The sequence below is a fragment of the Xylanibacter ruminicola genome, from assembly GCF_900142525.1.
Taxonomy (GTDB): domain Bacteria; phylum Bacteroidota; class Bacteroidia; order Bacteroidales; family Bacteroidaceae; genus Prevotella; species Prevotella ruminicola_A.
This window is the reverse complement of sequence record NZ_FRBD01000006.1, coordinates 54,264-69,217: the sequence shown is the minus strand read 5'-3', so window position 1 is coordinate 69,217 and position 14,954 is coordinate 54,264. Positions and strand designations below refer to the sequence as shown.

Genomic DNA, 14,954 nt, shown 5'->3' with positions numbered 1-14,954 from the left:
AGGGGGTGGGGGAATGTTCAGCTACGTTTCTCGGTGATGATGCCGTGGCGGTAGGCATAGAGCAGATCCTTGAGGTCGGCTATCTGACTACGCAGCTCCTCGCCTTTATCCGTATCGGCTACCAGCATGCGGTGGGCCGACATCTCGATAATCTGAGTGGTACTCTTAATATCTATCTCGCGCATGATGGCGTCGCGGGCAGAGGTAAAAGGCTCGTGCTGAACCAGCTGGAAACCGCGTGAGTGATACACCAGCGTGTAGCCGGCAATACCCGTCTCCTGATGATAGGCCTCGCTGAAACCGCCATCAATCACCATCAGTTTGCCGCCGGCCTTGATGGGGTTCTCGCCCTTAGAGGCATGAACGGGCACATGGCCGTTGATGATGTGGCGAGCCTGGCCTTTTACGCCGAAGGCATCGAGAATACGGTCGCACACCTCTTCGCTATCGCGCAACTTAAAGTAGTTGCCTTTCTCCTCCTTAAACGTCTCCTTATCGCTGAGGAAATAGCGCTCGAAGGTGGCCATCTTTGACTTACAGAACAGCGGAGAATCCTTGCCGCACCACAGATACAGGAAGTAGTCGCGCGCATAATCCCGCTGGGTAGAGTCGTTCTGGAAGGCATCGCGAATCATCATGCCGATGTTGTGCATGAGGTCCTTGCCCGCAAAACGCTTGCCAGGATAGATTTCGATCTCTTTGAGCGAGCCATCGTCGTTGAGCGGAATGGCCGCGTGGAACAGCAGGTTAGAGTTGCTGATGGTGTACATGCAACCATGCGAGAGCAGCGTGTTGATATGCTTGTGCAGCTTCTCGCTGATGCGGAACGAGTGGTGCAGCTTCTGCATCAGGTCGGCCTCCTCGGTTGTGAGCTTGTTGGGCTCCTGAGGGGTTACCGTTGGGAAGTGGCAGCTCTTCATGGGGTACTCCTTGCCATCGATGGTACACATGTGGGTATCGTAGTTCACGGCACTCAGCATGCAGCGATCCGACATCTGCCACTCCGGGTGGCGCACGAAGATCTCGGCCTCGGTCTTGAACTGCAGCACGGCTATGGCCTTGTGCATCTTGGCGGTGAGCTGCTGTGTCTTTTCGTCCATCGTGTTGCCGGGAAGCAGCTTGGGCATAAACTCCAGGCAGGGATCGTCGCCATACACATCGAGTGCAAAGGTGGCCAGCGGTACCAGGTTGATGCCATACTCCTCGATGGTGGTGAGGTTGGCATAGCGCAAGCAGAGGCGCAGCACATTGCAGATGCAGGCATCGTTACCGGCCGAGGCGCCCATCCACAGTACATCGTGATTGCCCCACTGGATGTCCCACGAGTGGTATTGGCGCAGGGTGTCCATGATGATATGGGCTCCGGGGCCGCGATCGTAAATGTCGCCCAGAATGTGCAGCTGGTCGATGGCCAGACGCTGGATGACGTTACAGATGGCGCAGATGAAATCATCGGCACGACCTGTAGATATGATGGTGTTGACAATCACACTTACATAGGCTGCCTTATCGTTGTCGCTCAGACTCTCGTGCAGCAGCTCCTCGATGATATAGGCAAAATCGCGAGGCAGCGACTTGCGCACCTTGGAGCGGGTGTACTTGCTGCTGACGTCGCGGCACACCTTTACCAGCTGGTGGATGGTGATGCGATACCAATCGTCGATATCCTGCTCCTGGGCCTTGATGAGCTCCAGCTTCTCCTCGGGATAGTAGATGAGGGTGCAAAGCTCCTTCTTCTCGCTCTCGCGGATATCATTGCCAAAGAGTTCGTTTACTTTTCGCTTGATGTTACCAGAGGCGTTTTTCAGGATGTGGCGAAAGGCCTCGCTCTCGCCGTGTATATCGGCCAGAAAGTGCTCTGTGCCCTTGGGCAGGGCCATGATAGCCTCGAGGTTAATAATCTCGGTAGATGCATCGGCAATCGTGGGGAATGATTGCGAAAGTAACTGCAGATAGTGCAGATCGGTGTCATTACTGGAAAGGTGTTTCATATCTTTAAGTGGTTTTTCAGATTGTTGCGAAGTTTGTCTGTCTGCTTGTCGTCAATCGGCTCGATGGGCATGTAGCCCTCGTCGAGCAGAATGAAATCGCCAAGAACCTGAATCAGTCGGGCGGCACTCTTGGTGAGTCCGGCATCTTCGAGTTTCTCGGCCAGCTGGTCATCGTTCACATTGTCGCGATACAACTCACGCGTCAGCTCGATGGCACCAAGCAGAGTGGGCGACTTGAGCACCTGGCGGATGATGCGGAACAGATAATCCGTCTGGTCGCCCTGATAAACGCCAACCAACTCCTTGACGGGTTTGGGGCGTGTGTAGTTTTTGGGGAAGAAGGCTGCAATCTTCTGTGTGTCGATAAGTGGCGCTGAAAGTTCGAGGATACGGATGCCGTAGTCGGTATAGTTGCTGATGTTCTCGTGTTCAGCATAAACCATCAGTTGGCGCCAATTGATGAGGCGTGGGTCGAAGGTTTTCGCGTCAACCCAACGTTTGTCGCCCATGATGCCCACCTTCAGTATCGCCTTGAGGGCGGCACGGGTGTTATCGTCCATCATCTCGAGGGTGTTAGAATCCTGCACCTTCTGATAGACGGCAAACGTTTTAGAAGCCATCTCTGCGGGCGTGATGGTGTTGGTATAAACGGCATTATGAATCTCCTCTATGCGCGGGTTGTAGCCATAGGTTCTGAAAGCCTTGGTCTCCATCTTGCCAAAGGTGATAACAGCGTAGGCCTTCGACAGATACTCGCGCATAAAAATGATGAGTGCAGCACGCTGTTGGGGCGGCATGGCGCTAAGGGCAAAGGGTTGCAGTTGGCCGTGCAGTGTAACTACGCAGCGGATGTTATGTTTCAGTGCGCATCGCAAAGCCTTGGCTTGCAACATCTGGTTGGCGCCATGAATGTGGATGATATCTGCCTCGAAGTCACGGGCTTGCTTGTAGAAGGATTTACTGTTATCAGCCACCGTTACGTTGACACTCTGTTTCAATCCCTCTACCAGCAGCGATACATGTTGTTGTATCAGCTCGCTATTCCTTGGGTAGATATGTAATACGTTCATAGCTACTCATCAGGTTTTTCCAGAATATATGCCAACGCATAGCTTGGCGCTGCCAGAATGATGGACTCTGTTCGTAGTAACCAAGTATCTCTATGGCCAGCCTTTTACGAATGATGATGAAATCGTAGCGCCCAAAGCGATAGTTCTTGCGCTTGCGCGTACGTACCTTCTGGATTTTGCGCTCCTTGCGGATAATGTAGTCCTTCACCTCTTGGCATGTGTCGAACGACTGGAGCTTGATGCCCTTCTTGGTGAGATAACCCAATACCACCTCGGCCGTAAAATCGAGCGTATCGTCGATGGCCTGCAGAATGTAATCGCCATCGGGCTTGTGGTTGGCATTGGCAAAAATCACCCAATCGTTCTTGGCAGCCTTGAGGCCGATATTCAGCGACTGCATCTTACGCTTCACGTAATACGTGGGCTTGGGCAGAAAGGTGGTATAGAGATGCTTGTAATCGTTCTTGAGTAACTTCAGTACGTCTGGAGTCTCATCAGTAGAAGACTCGTCAACCACAATGACCTCGTAGCCAGGTTCATACTTCTGCTCAAGGAAAGCCGGTAGGTTCTCCCTGAGATCGTAGTCCTGATCGTACACGGTCATTATGATTGAGAATTTTCGCTCGTTTGTATTCACATTAATGTTCAATGTTCAATGTTCAATGTTCAATCAAATCTCGTCGCTCATATATCCTTTGGGCAAACGACGACAGTTATACTGCGATGCCATAATCTCGCCATAGGCACCAGCCGAACGGATGGCCAGCAGGTCACCACGTTTAGCCTTGTTCAGGTCAATCTGCTTGGCAAACACATCGGTGCTCTCGCAGATAGGACCTACTACATCGTAGGCTTCGGGCTCGGCGTCGCTGGTAATGTTCTCGATCTTGTGGTAAGCCTGATAGAGGGCGGGACGAATCAGATCGGTGAATCCGGCATCGACAATGGCGAACTTCTTAACAGCACCTTCCTTAATATATAAGGTACGCGTGATAAGAGAGCCACACTGAGCCACTACGGCGCGACCCAGCTCGAAATGCAGCGTCTGACCGGGTTGCAGCTTCAGCTTCTTGGCGTAGGTATCGAAGTAGGCCTTGAAGTCGGGAATGGGCACACGGTTGGGGTGCGAGTAGTCGATACCCAGACCACCACCTACGTTGATGTGCTCCACGCGGATGCGGTGGCTGATGAGCTCCTGCTGCAACTCGTTCACGCGATTGCAGAGTGCCTCGAAGTCGCCCATATCCAGAATCTGCGATCCGATGTGGAAGTGCAGACCCACGAACTTGACGTTGGGCAGCTTTTCAGCCTCACGAATCACCGTTACCATATCGCGCATGGCGATACCAAACTTGTTCTCAGCCAAACCAGTAGTGATGTTGGCATGAGTGTGAGCACCCACATTGGGATTCAGGCGGAACGCTACGCGAGCTACCTTTCCCTTGGCTGCTGCCAACTCATTAATCACTTCGAGCTCTGGGATGCTCTCTACATTGAAGCAGAAAATGTCGTTATCGAGGCCGAGGTTGATTTCCCAATCACTCTTGCCTACACCTGCATAAACAATCTTATTATTTGGGAATCCTGCCTTGAGCGAAGCCTCGACCTCGCCGCCACTTACGCAGTCGGCACCAAGTCCTGCCTCGCGGATAACGCGAAGAATACGTGGGTTGGCGTTGGCCTTAATGGCATAGTGTACCACAAAGCCTTCGTGCTTGCCAGCCTCCTCGTTAATCGTCTTCAGCGTCTGGCGCAATAGTTCTGTGTCGTAGTAGTAGAAGGGAGTCTCAATCGACTCCAGCTTCTCTACTGGGAAATTTCCTTTAGTCATAGTTTATTAATGTATATCTCCTACGGATTATACGGATTATACGGAATTTTTTAACCTTTCGGAAATTACGTATTCACATATAATTAATTCGTAAAATCCGTAGGCCTTATTTTTATTTTTTAAAAATTGTATCGCTGAGCTTCTGGAGGGCGCGCTTCTTGTCCTCCTCACGGATGAGGAACGAGATGTTGTAGTTCGAACCGCCGTAGCTTACCATGCGAACGGGGATATCCTTCAGCGCATCGAGTGCGATGGTCTCGAAACCAACATTGCTCCAATCCAGGTCGCCCACTACGCAGATGATACACATGTTGGTATCAACGGTAACGGTGCCGTACTTCTTCAGCTCGTCAACAATCTCGCCTAAGTGTGCAGAGTTGTCGATACTCATCGAAACACCCACCTCTGAGGTACAAACCATGTCGATAGGAGTCTGGTAGCTCTCGAATATCTCGAATACCTTGCGCAGGAATCCTGTAGCCAACAGCATGCGGCTCGACTTGATCTTGATGGCTGTGATGTTGTCTTTAGCAGCGATGGCCTTAATCTTGCCGTACTCAGTCTTGTTGCTGATGGTGGTTCCCTCAGCATCAGGATCCATGGTGTTGAGCAAGCGAACGGGGATACCTGCATACTTAGCAGGCTGAACGCATGTGGGGTGCAGAATCTTAGCACCAAAGTAAGCCAGCTCGGCTGCCTCCTCAAAATGCAGCTGGTGTACGGGCTCTGTGCCGTCAACCACGCGTGGGTCGTTGTTGTGCATACCGTCGATATCGGTCCAGATCTGGATCTCGTCAGCAGCGATAGCAGCACCAATCAGCGATGCAGTATAGTCGGAACCTCCACGCTGCAGGTTGTCGATCTCGCCATAAGCATTGCGGCAGATGAAGCCCTGAGTGAGGTAAACCTGTGCGCCCTCGTTCTCCTTCATCAGTGCAGCCAGCTTCTCCTTGATGTAAACAGGATCGGGCTCAGCGTTCTTGTCGGTACGCATAAAGTCGAGTGCGTTCAGCAGTACGGCCTTGATGCCAATCTCGTTCATGTAGTTCACCACCATGTTGGTAGAGATAATCTCGCCCTGAGCCACGATGCTCTTCTCCTCGAAGCTGGTAAACAGCTCTTTGGTAAACGAACGCAGGTAGTCGAACTCGCTCTTCAGGAACTCGCGTGTAGCGGCCTTGGTCTCGTCCTTGGTGTAGAGCTCGTCAATGTGCTTGTCGTACTTCTGCTCCAAGCGGTTGATAACCTCATTAGCGCCATCGGGGTTCTTCTTATAGAGGTAGTCTGAAATCTCTACAAGACTGTTGGTGGTGCCCGACATAGCTGAGAGCACAACGAAAACGGGTTCGTTAAACTTGGTGACAAGTGCAGTCACCTCCTTCATTCTCTGTGGGGTGCCGACGGATGTACCGCCGAATTTCATAACTTTCATATGGCTTATATTTTTAATTATCATTTTTCACTCCTTCACTCCTTACTCCTTCACTCCTTCTTACAATCACTTGTTCCATCTTGCCATCCTGGCACTGGAACGCCTTGCCCGGATACTTATGTACCAGCGCAATGTTGTGAGTAGACATGATGACCGTTGTGCCTTTCTTCACGATGCTCGTCAGCAGCTGCATAATGTTATCTGCAGTCTCCTTGTCGAGGTTGCCCGTTGGCTCATCGGCTATAATCAGCTGTGGGTTGTTGAGCAGGGCACGGGCTATGGCCACACGCTGCTGTTCGCCACCCGATAGTTCGTTTGGCATCTTGTCGGCCTTATCTTCGAGTCCTATCATGCTGAGCACCTCTTTGATGCGCTCGTCGCGGCGCTCTTTTAATCTCCAACCTGTGGCTTTGAGCACAAATTCCAGATTTTTATATACGGTGCGATCGCCCAGCAACTGGAAGTCCTGGAACACCACGCCTTCCTCTCTGCGTAGCGCAGGAATCTCCTTGCGACGGATGGTTAGCAGGTCGTGTTCAAGAACGATAGCCTCGTCGGCCTCGTCAACATCAAGGTCGCAATAGAGTGTCTTGAGTAGGGTACTCTTTCCAGAGCCAACTCTACCTATAATATATACCATCTCGCCTTCGTCAACTTCGAAGTTCACGCCATGCAGCACCTCAATGCCGTGCCTCTGGTATATGTTCGCGTTCTTATATGATATTAACATAACTTCTATTGTATCTCCGTAGGTCATATTATTATTTCATGCGGCCTGCAGCCTTCGCCTCTCTTCTTTGTTTGTCCCAGTTGGGATCGTGGCGCTTGTGCAACTCATCGGCCACCTGCTCTATGCGCAGACCCTTGCTGGTGAGCAGTACGGTGAGGTGATACAGCAGGTCGCTGGCCTCGTAAACCAAGTGCTCGTCGGTTCCGTTTGTTGCCTCGATTACGGTCTCGAGAGCCTCTTCGCCCACCTTCTGAGCTATCTTGTTGATGCCGTCCTTAAACAGCTTGGTGGTATAGCTACCCTCTGGCATCTGCTCGTGGCGCAGGTTGATAAAGTCCTGAAGCTCTGTGAGGAACAGCAGCGGATTCTCTGTGTTCTCCTCGCCCCAGCAGGTATCGGTACCTGTGTGGCAGGTAGGTCCGTCGGGGGTGGCTTTTACCAGCAGGGTGTCGTTATCGCAATCTACCATGATGTCAACCAGATGCAGAAAGTTTCCGCTGGTCTCACCTTTGGTCCAAAGGCAGTTACGACTGCGACTCCAGAAGGTTACCTTCTTGGTGTCGATGGTCTTCTGGTAAGCCTCCTGATTCATGTAGCCAAGCATCAGTACGTTTTTGGTCTTGGCATCCTGTATGATGGCGGGAACAAGTCCGTCGCCCTTTTCGAAATCTATCTTCATTGTTCTATTTTTATATTCTCCTACGGCCATATTATTTATATTCTCACATTAATTCCTTCATCTCTCAAGTATTGTTTCAGCTCTGGGATGGGTATTTCGCCAAAGTGGAACACGCTGGCGGCGAGGGCGGCATCAGCATGACCTTCGGTGAAGGTGTCGCGGAAGTGCTCTTTCTTACCTGCACCACCGCTAGCGATGATGGGGATCGAGAGGTTGTCGGCCAACTCACGTAGTGCCTCGTTGGCGTAGCCCTCTTTCACACCGTCGTGATCCATCGATGTAAACAGTATCTCACCGGCACCACGCTCCTGAGCCTCATGAGCCCACTCAAAGAGTCCGCGCTCTGTGCGCTCGCGTCCACCTTTCAGGTAGCAATGCCAGCCATCAGCATCGAATCGGGCATCGATGGCGCACACACATACCTGCGAACCAAAGCGGTTGGTTATCTCGTCGATCAACTCTGGGCGGCGGATGGCGGCGCTATTCACGCTCACCTTGTCGGCGCCGGCATAGAGCAGTCGCTCTACATCGGCCAATTCGTTGATGCCGCCACCAACGGTGAAGGGGATGTTTATTTCCTGAGCCACGCGCGTCACCATATCGGTAAACGTTTTGCGACCCTCGAAACTGGCTGTGATGTCGAGGAAGCAGAGCTCGTCGGCACCTTGCTCGCTGTAAGCCTTGCCCAGGGCTACCGGGTCGCCAGCAGAGCGCAGGTTCACGAAGTTGGTGCCCTTAACGGTCTCGCCATCCTTCACATCCAGACAGGGTATTATTCTCTTTGCTAAACTCATATCTTTCAAAATTGTTTTTGTTCGGCACGCCACAAGTCCTCCAGATCAATTTTTCCTTCGTAGATGGCTTTGCCGAAGACGACGGCAGGGATGCCAGCCTTGTCGAGCGCCTTGATATCATCTATCGACGAAACGCCGCCGCTGGCTATCAGGTGCAGCTCGGGGTAGGCATTCAGAACCTCGCGATAGAGGTCGATGGCCGGACCAGAGAGGGTGCCGTCCTTAGATATCTCAGTACACAGCACGTTTTTTACACCCACATCTACATATTTCTTGAGGAAGGGCAGCAGGTCTTCTTCCGAATCCTCTTTCCATCCGTTGATACTTATCTTGCCATTGCGCACGTCGGCACCCAGAATCACGCGATCGGGTCCGTACTTCTGCAGCCACCAGGTAAACAGAAGGGGATCGTTAACGGCTATAGAGCCAACGGTCACCATCTTAGCGCCGGCAGCAAAGGCTTTCTCAATGTCCTGGTGGGTCTTGATTCCGCCACCGAAGTCAACCTCCAGGTTGGTCTTCTCAGTAATCTCGCTCAGCACTCTGTCGTTCACAATGTGCTTCGACTTGGCGCCGTCAAGGTCAACCATGTGAAGGCGCTTGTAGCCAATGCGCTCAAACTCGAGTGCCATATCTAGAGGCACTCCATACTCAGTCTTCTGCTCGTAATCGCCCTTGGTTAGTCTAACACATCGGCCGCAGATAATGTCAATTGCAGGAATAAGTTCAATGTTCATATGTCTAAAAAGTTTTTGAGTATTTGTTCGCCCACCTTACCACTCTTTTCAGGGTGGAACTGGCAGGTGTAGAAATTGTCTTTATGCATCGAGGCCGAGTAGGGCAGGATATAGTCTGCCGTGGCGATGGTCTCAGCACAGAGAGGTACATAGAAACTATGTACAAAGTATACAAAGTCGCCATTGTTCAGCCCCTTGTAAAGTGGCGACTTGATGTTGTAGAGCTGGTTCCAGCCCATGCAGGGCACTTTATCCTCGTGGCGCTGAGGCTGGAAACGCTTCACCTCGGCATCGAAAATGCCGATGCAGTCGGTGTCGCCCTCTTCAGAGTGCTTGCAGAGCAGTTGCTGACCCACGCAGATGCCGAATACGGGCTGCTTCAGGTCGCGAATCAGTAAGTCGAGTTTACGTGCCTTTAGGTAGTCCATCGCCTCGCCAGCGTGGCCCTGACCGGGAAACAGCACTTTGTCGGCCTTCTTCAGCAGCTCGGCATCGTCAGTCAGCGTGGGCTCAATGCCCAGGCGCTTCAGTGCGTTCACCACCGAATAGATATTACCTGCGTTATATTTTACGATTGCTACGTTCATTCTATATTGTATCTCCTACGGCCATTATTAACTGAATATTATTGTTTTATTCTTATACGTCAATATTTTACGTTGTATATGTTTTGATACAGCGTGCGAGAGCACAATCTTCTCCAAGTCTTTTCCTTTCAGCACCAGGCTGTCGGGGGTGTCCTTATGTGTGATGCGGGTTACATCTTGCTCGATAATAGGACCAGCATCCAGCTCGGCTGTCACGTAGTGGCTGGTGGCTCCAATAATCTTCACACCACGCTCGTAGGCCTGGTGGTAAGGCTTGGCACCGATAAATGCAGGTAGGAACGAGTGGTGGATATTGATGATGTGGTGAGGATACTCGGCTATCATCTCATCGCTGATAATCTGCATGTAGCGGGCCAGCACGATAAACGAGATGTCCTCCTTCTTCAGCAGCTCCATCTCAGCAGCTTCTACCTCGGCCTTGTTCGAGTGGTCCTTCTTAATGCTCCACACGTAGTAAGGGATACCAAACTGATCGGCCACGTAGCGCAAATCCTCGTGGTTCGATACGATGCAAGGTATATCGCAGTTAAACTCGCCGGCCTTCCAGCGTGCCAACAGGTCGTACAGACAGTGACTCATCTTCGAAACGAAAATCGCCATGCGTGGGCGCTTGTCGCTGTAATACAGACTGAACTTCATCTGGTAGCGCTGTGCATAGAGGGTGGTGATGTAGTCGTAAATCTTGTCGCGTGGAATCTGGAATCCTTCCAGTTCCCACTCAATACGCATAAAAAACATACCCTCTACCTTGTCAACATACTGATCAAGGTACACGATATTACCCTTATTATCGGTGATAAACTTGGTTACTTCCGAAATGATGCCCTGCTGATCAGGGCAGTGGAGAAGCAGAATTGCTGTTGTTTCCATCTCTACATATCTTATTTTACCTAAATTTCAAGGCGCAAAGATACAAAAAAAGAATGTAAAACTGCACAGATTCGGAAAAAAGTGCTAATTTTGCAGCCGAATTAATAGAATTATTGCATATTTATGGAATATATGTCACAAGAGGGCTTCGATAAGCTCGTAAATGAACTCAAACATCTGGAGAGTGTTGACCTGCCTGCATGCAAGGATGCCATCTCTGAGGCGCGCGATAAAGGCGACCTGAGTGAGAACTTTGAATATCACGCTGCCAAGCGCGAACAGGGCCGCTTGTTGAGTCGTATCAGCTTCCTCCAGAAGGTGCTCGAGAATGCCCGCGTCATCGATACCAATCTCTTGGGTAGCGAGTGTGTGGGATTGTTGAGTAAGGTAGAGATGACCAATTTGAATAACAATAGCAAGATGACCTATACCATCGCCAGCCCTCACGAGGCTAATCTGCGCGAGGGTAAGATTTCCATCAAGTCGCCTATTGCTCAGGCCCTGCTTAATAAGAAGGTGGGCGATGTAGTAGAGGTGCGCGTACCTGCCGGTATGGTTAAGTTGCGCATAGAGAGTATAACGCTATAACTTATTTTAAATATAAGCACAAAAATAATGAACAAGATTGTTTTGATTACAGGCGCTACCAGCGGTATTGGTATGGCCTGTGCCCGCAAGTTCGCTGCCAATGGCGACAAGTTGATTCTTACAGGTCGTAACGCTACTCGTTTGAGCGAGATCTCAGCCGAGCTGAAAGCCAAGGGTACTGAGGTTTACACCCTGAAGTTTGATGTGCGCAACCGTGAGTCGGCTGTCGAGGCCATCGAGGGACTTCCTGAGGCTTGGAAGAACATCGACGTATTGGTGAATAATGCAGGCTTGGCACTTGGTTTGGAGCCAGAGTACGAGGGTAGTTTCGACGATTGGGACGGTATGATTGATACCAACATCAAGGGCTTGCTCACCATGACTCGCCTCGTTGTTCCTGGCATGGTGCAGCGTAATAGCGGTCATATCATCAATGTGGGCTCTGTAGCTGGCGATGCTGCCTATGCCGGCGGTAATGTCTACTGTGCCACAAAGGCTGCAGTAAAAGCCCTGAGCGATGGTCTGCGCATCGATGTAGCCAACACAGCTATTCGCGTCACTAATCTTAAGCCCGGACTTGTAGAGACTAATTTCAGTAATGTGCGTTTCCATGGCGATAGTAATCGTGCGGCTAACGTATATAAAGGCATACAACCACTCACAGGCGATGATATTGCCGATGTAGCAGTGTATGCCTCTAATGCTCCCGCTCATGTCCAGATAGCCGAGGTGCTGATTCTTGCCACCCATCAGGCCAGCGGAAGTGTTATTGTCAGGAAATAAAAGCTATCAGTTTTTTGTAGCTTCAAAAGCAAAGGGGGTAACATCACTCAGGTAGGCAGTCTGTTTGTCGTCCATGAATATGGCCCCCTCTATAATCTGCATGTACAGCTCCTTCTTCGTTTCGTTATAAGTACCAAACGAGTTGGTGCTGTTCACGTAGAATGCCACCTGTATCTTATGGTCCTTACCATCGTGGTTTACTGTGTATGATGGTGATTTTGGATTGATAAGATACTGCACGGGCGATGTGTTGATGAATCCTATGCGGCACTCTATATCCTGATCAGGCTGCTCTGCCAGTGCAGCTTTCAGCTTCTCGTCGCTGATGTTGGAGGCCAGCAGTCGGGTAGGGAAGTTCTTGATGGTCATGGTGCTGTCGTTAGTGATGCTCCAGTTAATCTTCAGCGTGTCGGTGTTATCCTTAACGTCCTTAATGTTCTTAGCCAGATAAATCAGGTTGCCAGTGTAGTTACCCTTTACCTTAGCCAGACAGTAAGCCACCTGTTCTTTGGTCATTTCGCTACTACTGTCGTTGCTGTCGTTAAGGCATGATGTTGTTAAAACCATTGCTGCCGTGCAGCAAACTGCAGTTAAAAACTTTAGATTCTTCATTGTTTTGTTCTTTGTTTTTGTTTAAAAATTAAAAGTGTTACTTATTTCATTCACACCCTTATAATGCATGTTTTCCCCATTCCTTGTATCGCTAATGCTTAATTTTTGTTAATGTTTTATAGTTTGTATGTAACAGGGGGGGCTCTACCCCCTTTTGTGTACTTTTCAGCAGTTTTATTGCTCCTCAAATGGCCTTGGCATTTCAGCGGGTTGACCGCCAAACAGGAAATCTCTGATGCGCCGTTGAGAATAGAATTGGGGCTTTAGTTTCTTGTAGCCCTCGTACTGCTCTTCGGTTAAAAACTTGCAGAGTGCTTTGTCGTATTTCTCCTGTTTCTTATCGTAGTCGTATGCCTTCTCTTGCTGCTCACCTCCAGGCATGCCGCCTCGTGGACCACCGCCATGCATGCCACCGCCGGGCATTCCGCCACCAAAGCCGCCGCCAGGGCCACCCATGCCGCCAAAACCGCCTCCGGGCATTCCGCCGCCTCCAGGGCCTCCACTAGGACGTTTGCCCATTGGTGGGCGCTCGCCTTGTGGGCGTTCCTGCTGTTCGCCTTCTATCAGTTTCCTGTACTTCTTGTTCAGCTTGGCCAGCTTCTTCTTCTGCTGCTCGTTCAGCTGAAGCTCAGCCACCATCTTCTTCGTCATCTTCTCGTAGCTGACGCGCTCGGGCCTTTTCGGCTTTTCCTCCTGCGCATTTACACTTCCCAGACATAGAAGTGCGCTCAATACTAATAATGCGATTCTTTTCATTTACTTCTGATTTTATTTGTTTGCCGGCAAAGGTAAACAATTCATCGCCTCTGCCCAATTTTATTCAGCGAATCTCCAAATCATTTCAATGAAAATACTAAATAATCCCCAGAAGTACAGGCTAGTCTTTGAGTCTCTGATAAGCGAGGCGTTCATCGCCGTTGGCCAGGTGGATGATGCCGCAATAGGTGAAGCCGTGCTTCTTGATGTTGTGCTGCATGATACGATTATCCTGATGGGTATCGATGCGGATGTTGGTATCGTGCGAGAAGCAAAAGTCGATGATGTGGCTAAACACTCCGTGAACATCGGGCTGGCTGGCTATACGATGAACAACATGATAGGGCTGTACGTTGTCGAGCCACTCGCCATCGTAGATCTTTGAGTAAGTGGGTTCGGGGCAGGGGAGGAAGGCGAAATAGCCTACGATGCGACCGGCATCCTCCAGTACAAAGCCACCATGCTGCTGCATATCGCTGAGGATGACTGCCTCAGACGGGTAGCCATCTCCCCACTGGTGCATGTTGCCCGAGGATCGCATAATCCCCTTGGCGGCCTCCATCACCTGCATGATATCGCTAACGTCTGTTGTTTTTGCTTCTCTGATAGTCATATTCATTTTCATATTGGCGGCAAAGATAGCAATAATTGAGCGAATATAGCATATTTTAGCCGATTATTCAGCTATTTTATGAATTATTATTTGTATCTTATGCCCGCATAAAACGTAGAACTATAAAAAGAAAAATCGAAATAATAACAACAAGACAATGAAAAGATTATGAATTGGGTGCTCACCGCCACCCTCATCTGCGGCGCAAGTGTATTGACATCGTGCAGCAGCAACGACAATCCCTTAACCCCCGACCTCAATCTCAGCGAGATGATTATCGGCAAATTATCTTACCCTCCACGGCCACAATCTCTAGCAAAACTACAAAATTCTGACCGCATGCCCTAAAAAAAAGAGATGTTTAACATCTTACATTTAGAACATTATCTATAATCTGGTGCAAAGGTAAGAGTGGCGATGTGGCAATAGTGGCGTTTCAGTGGAGATGAGAAATCCGCAATCTCGTTTTTAATGGAGATTGCGGATAAATTTTACATGCCCATGCATGATGTGGCACCCAGTGCCGTTAGTATAGCTGATGCTATCGATGCGATAAGTTGAACGATAAATTTTGCAGTTTCTTTCTTAGTCATAGTCTTCAATGTTTTAAATGGTTAATACTTTCGGGGCGCCAATGAACTCCTCCCCGGAGGAGGGGAGTTCATTGGCGCCTCCTTAATCCCCAGGGTTAGGGGTGAGGCCGCCGGTTGGGCCGTCATCTTCGGGATTCTCGATGTCGCCGCTGTCGGTGCTGGTAACGCGCTCCACCTCCTTGCCGTCGCGGTCGTAGCAGCTGATCTGTACGGCGGTTGCGGCCAGTTCGTCCTTCAGGTCAACCGATGGGGTGAAGATGATGCGGC

Annotated in this window: 17 protein-coding genes and 1 pseudogene; 2 read left to right on the top strand and 16 right to left on the bottom strand. The window is 50.3% G+C overall.

Annotation, left to right across the window (positions count from 1 at the left end; all coding sequences use genetic code 11):
• Window positions 1–17 precede the first annotated feature (17 nt).
• The 11 genes from BUB86_RS05195 to purU form a co-directional block, all read right to left on the bottom strand.
• Window positions 18–1,991, bottom strand: a complete 1,974-nt coding sequence (locus BUB86_RS05195) for a fructose-1,6-bisphosphatase (RefSeq protein WP_073206526.1) — start codon at window positions 1,989–1,991, stop codon at window positions 18–20.
• Window positions 1,988–3,061, bottom strand: coding sequence for a glycosyltransferase (locus BUB86_RS05190; RefSeq protein WP_073206524.1), 1,074 nt, complete (start codon window positions 3,059–3,061; stop codon window positions 1,988–1,990). Before BUB86_RS05190 ends, BUB86_RS05195 begins: the two co-directional genes overlap by 4 nt.
• A complete protein-coding gene (locus tag BUB86_RS05185) occupies window positions 3,030–3,665 on the bottom strand; it encodes a glycosyltransferase family 2 protein (RefSeq protein WP_073206521.1) in 636 nt (211 codons plus the stop codon). Before BUB86_RS05185 ends, BUB86_RS05190 begins: the two co-directional genes overlap by 32 nt.
• 66 nt (window positions 3,666–3,731) lie before the next feature.
• Window positions 3,732–4,892, bottom strand: coding sequence for a diaminopimelate decarboxylase (gene lysA, locus BUB86_RS05180; protein WP_073206518.1), 1,161 nt, complete (start codon window positions 4,890–4,892; stop codon window positions 3,732–3,734).
• Window positions 4,893–5,004: 112 nt separating this feature from the next.
• The gene (locus BUB86_RS05175; RefSeq protein ID WP_073206743.1) at window positions 5,005–6,324 is read right to left on the bottom strand and encodes an aspartate kinase; all 1,320 of its coding nucleotides are present in this window, start codon (window positions 6,322–6,324) and stop codon (window positions 5,005–5,007) included.
• A 13-nt stretch (window positions 6,325–6,337) separates the two neighbouring features.
• Window positions 6,338–7,054 (bottom strand): cell division ATP-binding protein FtsE, encoded by a 717-nt coding sequence (locus tag BUB86_RS05170; protein WP_073206739.1) that lies wholly within the window; start codon window positions 7,052–7,054, stop codon window positions 6,338–6,340.
• A 31-nt stretch (window positions 7,055–7,085) separates the two neighbouring features.
• The gene (gene hisIE, locus BUB86_RS05165; protein WP_073206515.1) at window positions 7,086–7,733 is read right to left on the bottom strand and encodes a bifunctional phosphoribosyl-AMP cyclohydrolase/phosphoribosyl-ATP diphosphatase HisIE; all 648 of its coding nucleotides are present in this window, start codon (window positions 7,731–7,733) and stop codon (window positions 7,086–7,088) included.
• Between the two features lie 35 nt (window positions 7,734–7,768).
• Window positions 7,769–8,527, bottom strand: a complete 759-nt coding sequence (gene hisF / locus BUB86_RS05160) for an imidazole glycerol phosphate synthase subunit HisF (RefSeq protein ID WP_073206512.1) — start codon at window positions 8,525–8,527, stop codon at window positions 7,769–7,771.
• A 5-nt stretch (window positions 8,528–8,532) separates the two neighbouring features.
• Window positions 8,533–9,264 carry a 1-(5-phosphoribosyl)-5-[(5-phosphoribosylamino)methylideneamino]imidazole-4-carboxamide isomerase gene (hisA, locus tag BUB86_RS05155; RefSeq protein ID WP_073206509.1) on the bottom strand — a complete coding sequence of 244 codons (732 nt, stop codon included), beginning with the start codon at window positions 9,262–9,264 and terminating at the stop codon, window positions 8,533–8,535.
• Window positions 9,261–9,851: an imidazole glycerol phosphate synthase subunit HisH gene (gene hisH / locus BUB86_RS05150; protein WP_073206506.1), complete on the bottom strand. Its 591-nt coding sequence runs from the start codon at window positions 9,849–9,851 to the stop codon at window positions 9,261–9,263. Before hisH ends, hisA begins: the two co-directional genes overlap by 4 nt.
• A gap of 27 nt (window positions 9,852–9,878) precedes the next feature.
• Window positions 9,879–10,742 carry a formyltetrahydrofolate deformylase gene (gene purU, locus BUB86_RS05145; protein ID WP_073206505.1) on the bottom strand — a complete coding sequence of 288 codons (864 nt, stop codon included), beginning with the start codon at window positions 10,740–10,742 and terminating at the stop codon, window positions 9,879–9,881.
• 123 nt (window positions 10,743–10,865) lie between these two features.
• On the opposite strand from purU, the gene greA reads away from it, so the two are divergent.
• Entirely contained in the window at window positions 10,866–11,330 is a 465-nt protein-coding gene (gene greA, locus BUB86_RS05140) for a transcription elongation factor GreA (protein ID WP_073206502.1), read from the top strand.
• A 27-nt stretch (window positions 11,331–11,357) separates the two neighbouring features.
• Window positions 11,358–12,113, top strand: a complete 756-nt coding sequence (locus tag BUB86_RS05135; protein ID WP_073206498.1) for an SDR family oxidoreductase — start codon at window positions 11,358–11,360, stop codon at window positions 12,111–12,113.
• Window positions 12,114–12,119: 6 nt separating this feature from the next.
• Here BUB86_RS05135 and BUB86_RS05130 read toward each other — a convergent pair whose 3' ends face one another.
• The 5 genes and pseudogenes from BUB86_RS05130 to BUB86_RS17840 all read right to left on the bottom strand — a co-directional run.
• Window positions 12,120–12,680 carry a DUF4840 domain-containing protein gene (locus tag BUB86_RS05130; RefSeq protein ID WP_254795097.1) on the bottom strand — a complete coding sequence of 187 codons (561 nt, stop codon included), beginning with the start codon at window positions 12,678–12,680 and terminating at the stop codon, window positions 12,120–12,122.
• 219 nt (window positions 12,681–12,899) lie between these two features.
• Entirely contained in the window at window positions 12,900–13,481 is a 582-nt protein-coding gene (locus BUB86_RS17555; RefSeq protein ID WP_073206492.1) for a hypothetical protein, read from the bottom strand.
• A 121-nt stretch (window positions 13,482–13,602) separates the two neighbouring features.
• Window positions 13,603–14,094 carry a GNAT family acetyltransferase gene (locus BUB86_RS05120; RefSeq protein ID WP_073206736.1) on the bottom strand — a complete coding sequence of 164 codons (492 nt, stop codon included), beginning with the start codon at window positions 14,092–14,094 and terminating at the stop codon, window positions 13,603–13,605.
• A gap of 491 nt (window positions 14,095–14,585) precedes the next feature.
• The gene (locus BUB86_RS17550; protein WP_175549355.1) at window positions 14,586–14,687 is read right to left on the bottom strand and encodes a smalltalk protein; all 102 of its coding nucleotides are present in this window, start codon (window positions 14,685–14,687) and stop codon (window positions 14,586–14,588) included.
• 82 nt (window positions 14,688–14,769) lie between these two features.
• Window positions 14,770–14,954 (bottom strand): annotated as a pseudogene (locus tag BUB86_RS17840) (DNA-binding protein); the annotation flags it as partial.

Coding starts and splice junctions, on each gene's coding strand:
- BUB86_RS05195 (WP_073206526.1), bottom strand. CDS start 1,991: ATGAAACACCTTTCCAGTAATGACACCGATCTGCACTATCTGCAGTTA.
- BUB86_RS05190 (WP_073206524.1), bottom strand. CDS start 3,061: ATGAACGTATTACATATCTACCCAAGGAATAGCGAGCTGATACAACAA.
- BUB86_RS05185 (WP_073206521.1), bottom strand. CDS start 3,665: ATGACCGTGTACGATCAGGACTACGATCTCAGGGAGAACCTACCGGCT.
- lysA (WP_073206518.1), bottom strand. CDS start 4,892: ATGACTAAAGGAAATTTCCCAGTAGAGAAGCTGGAGTCGATTGAGACT.
- BUB86_RS05175 (WP_073206743.1), bottom strand. CDS start 6,324: ATGAAAGTTATGAAATTCGGCGGTACATCCGTCGGCACCCCACAGAGA.
- BUB86_RS05170 (WP_073206739.1), bottom strand. CDS start 7,054: ATGTTAATATCATATAAGAACGCGAACATATACCAGAGGCACGGCATT.
- hisIE (WP_073206515.1), bottom strand. CDS start 7,733: ATGAAGATAGATTTCGAAAAGGGCGACGGACTTGTTCCCGCCATCATA.
- hisF (WP_073206512.1), bottom strand. CDS start 8,527: ATGAGTTTAGCAAAGAGAATAATACCCTGTCTGGATGTGAAGGATGGC.
- hisA (WP_073206509.1), bottom strand. CDS start 9,264: ATGAACATTGAACTTATTCCTGCAATTGACATTATCTGCGGCCGATGT.
- hisH (WP_073206506.1), bottom strand. CDS start 9,851: ATGAACGTAGCAATCGTAAAATATAACGCAGGTAATATCTATTCGGTG.
- purU (WP_073206505.1), bottom strand. CDS start 10,742: ATGGAAACAACAGCAATTCTGCTTCTCCACTGCCCTGATCAGCAGGGC.
- greA (WP_073206502.1), top strand. CDS start 10,866: ATGGAATATATGTCACAAGAGGGCTTCGATAAGCTCGTAAATGAACTC.
- BUB86_RS05135 (WP_073206498.1), top strand. CDS start 11,358: ATGAACAAGATTGTTTTGATTACAGGCGCTACCAGCGGTATTGGTATG.
- BUB86_RS05130 (WP_254795097.1), bottom strand. CDS start 12,680: ATGGTTTTAACAACATCATGCCTTAACGACAGCAACGACAGTAGTAGC.
- BUB86_RS17555 (WP_073206492.1), bottom strand. CDS start 13,481: ATGAAAAGAATCGCATTATTAGTATTGAGCGCACTTCTATGTCTGGGA.
- BUB86_RS05120 (WP_073206736.1), bottom strand. CDS start 14,094: ATGACTATCAGAGAAGCAAAAACAACAGACGTTAGCGATATCATGCAG.
- BUB86_RS17550 (WP_175549355.1), bottom strand. CDS start 14,687: ATGACTAAGAAAGAAACTGCAAAATTTATCGTTCAACTTATCGCATCG.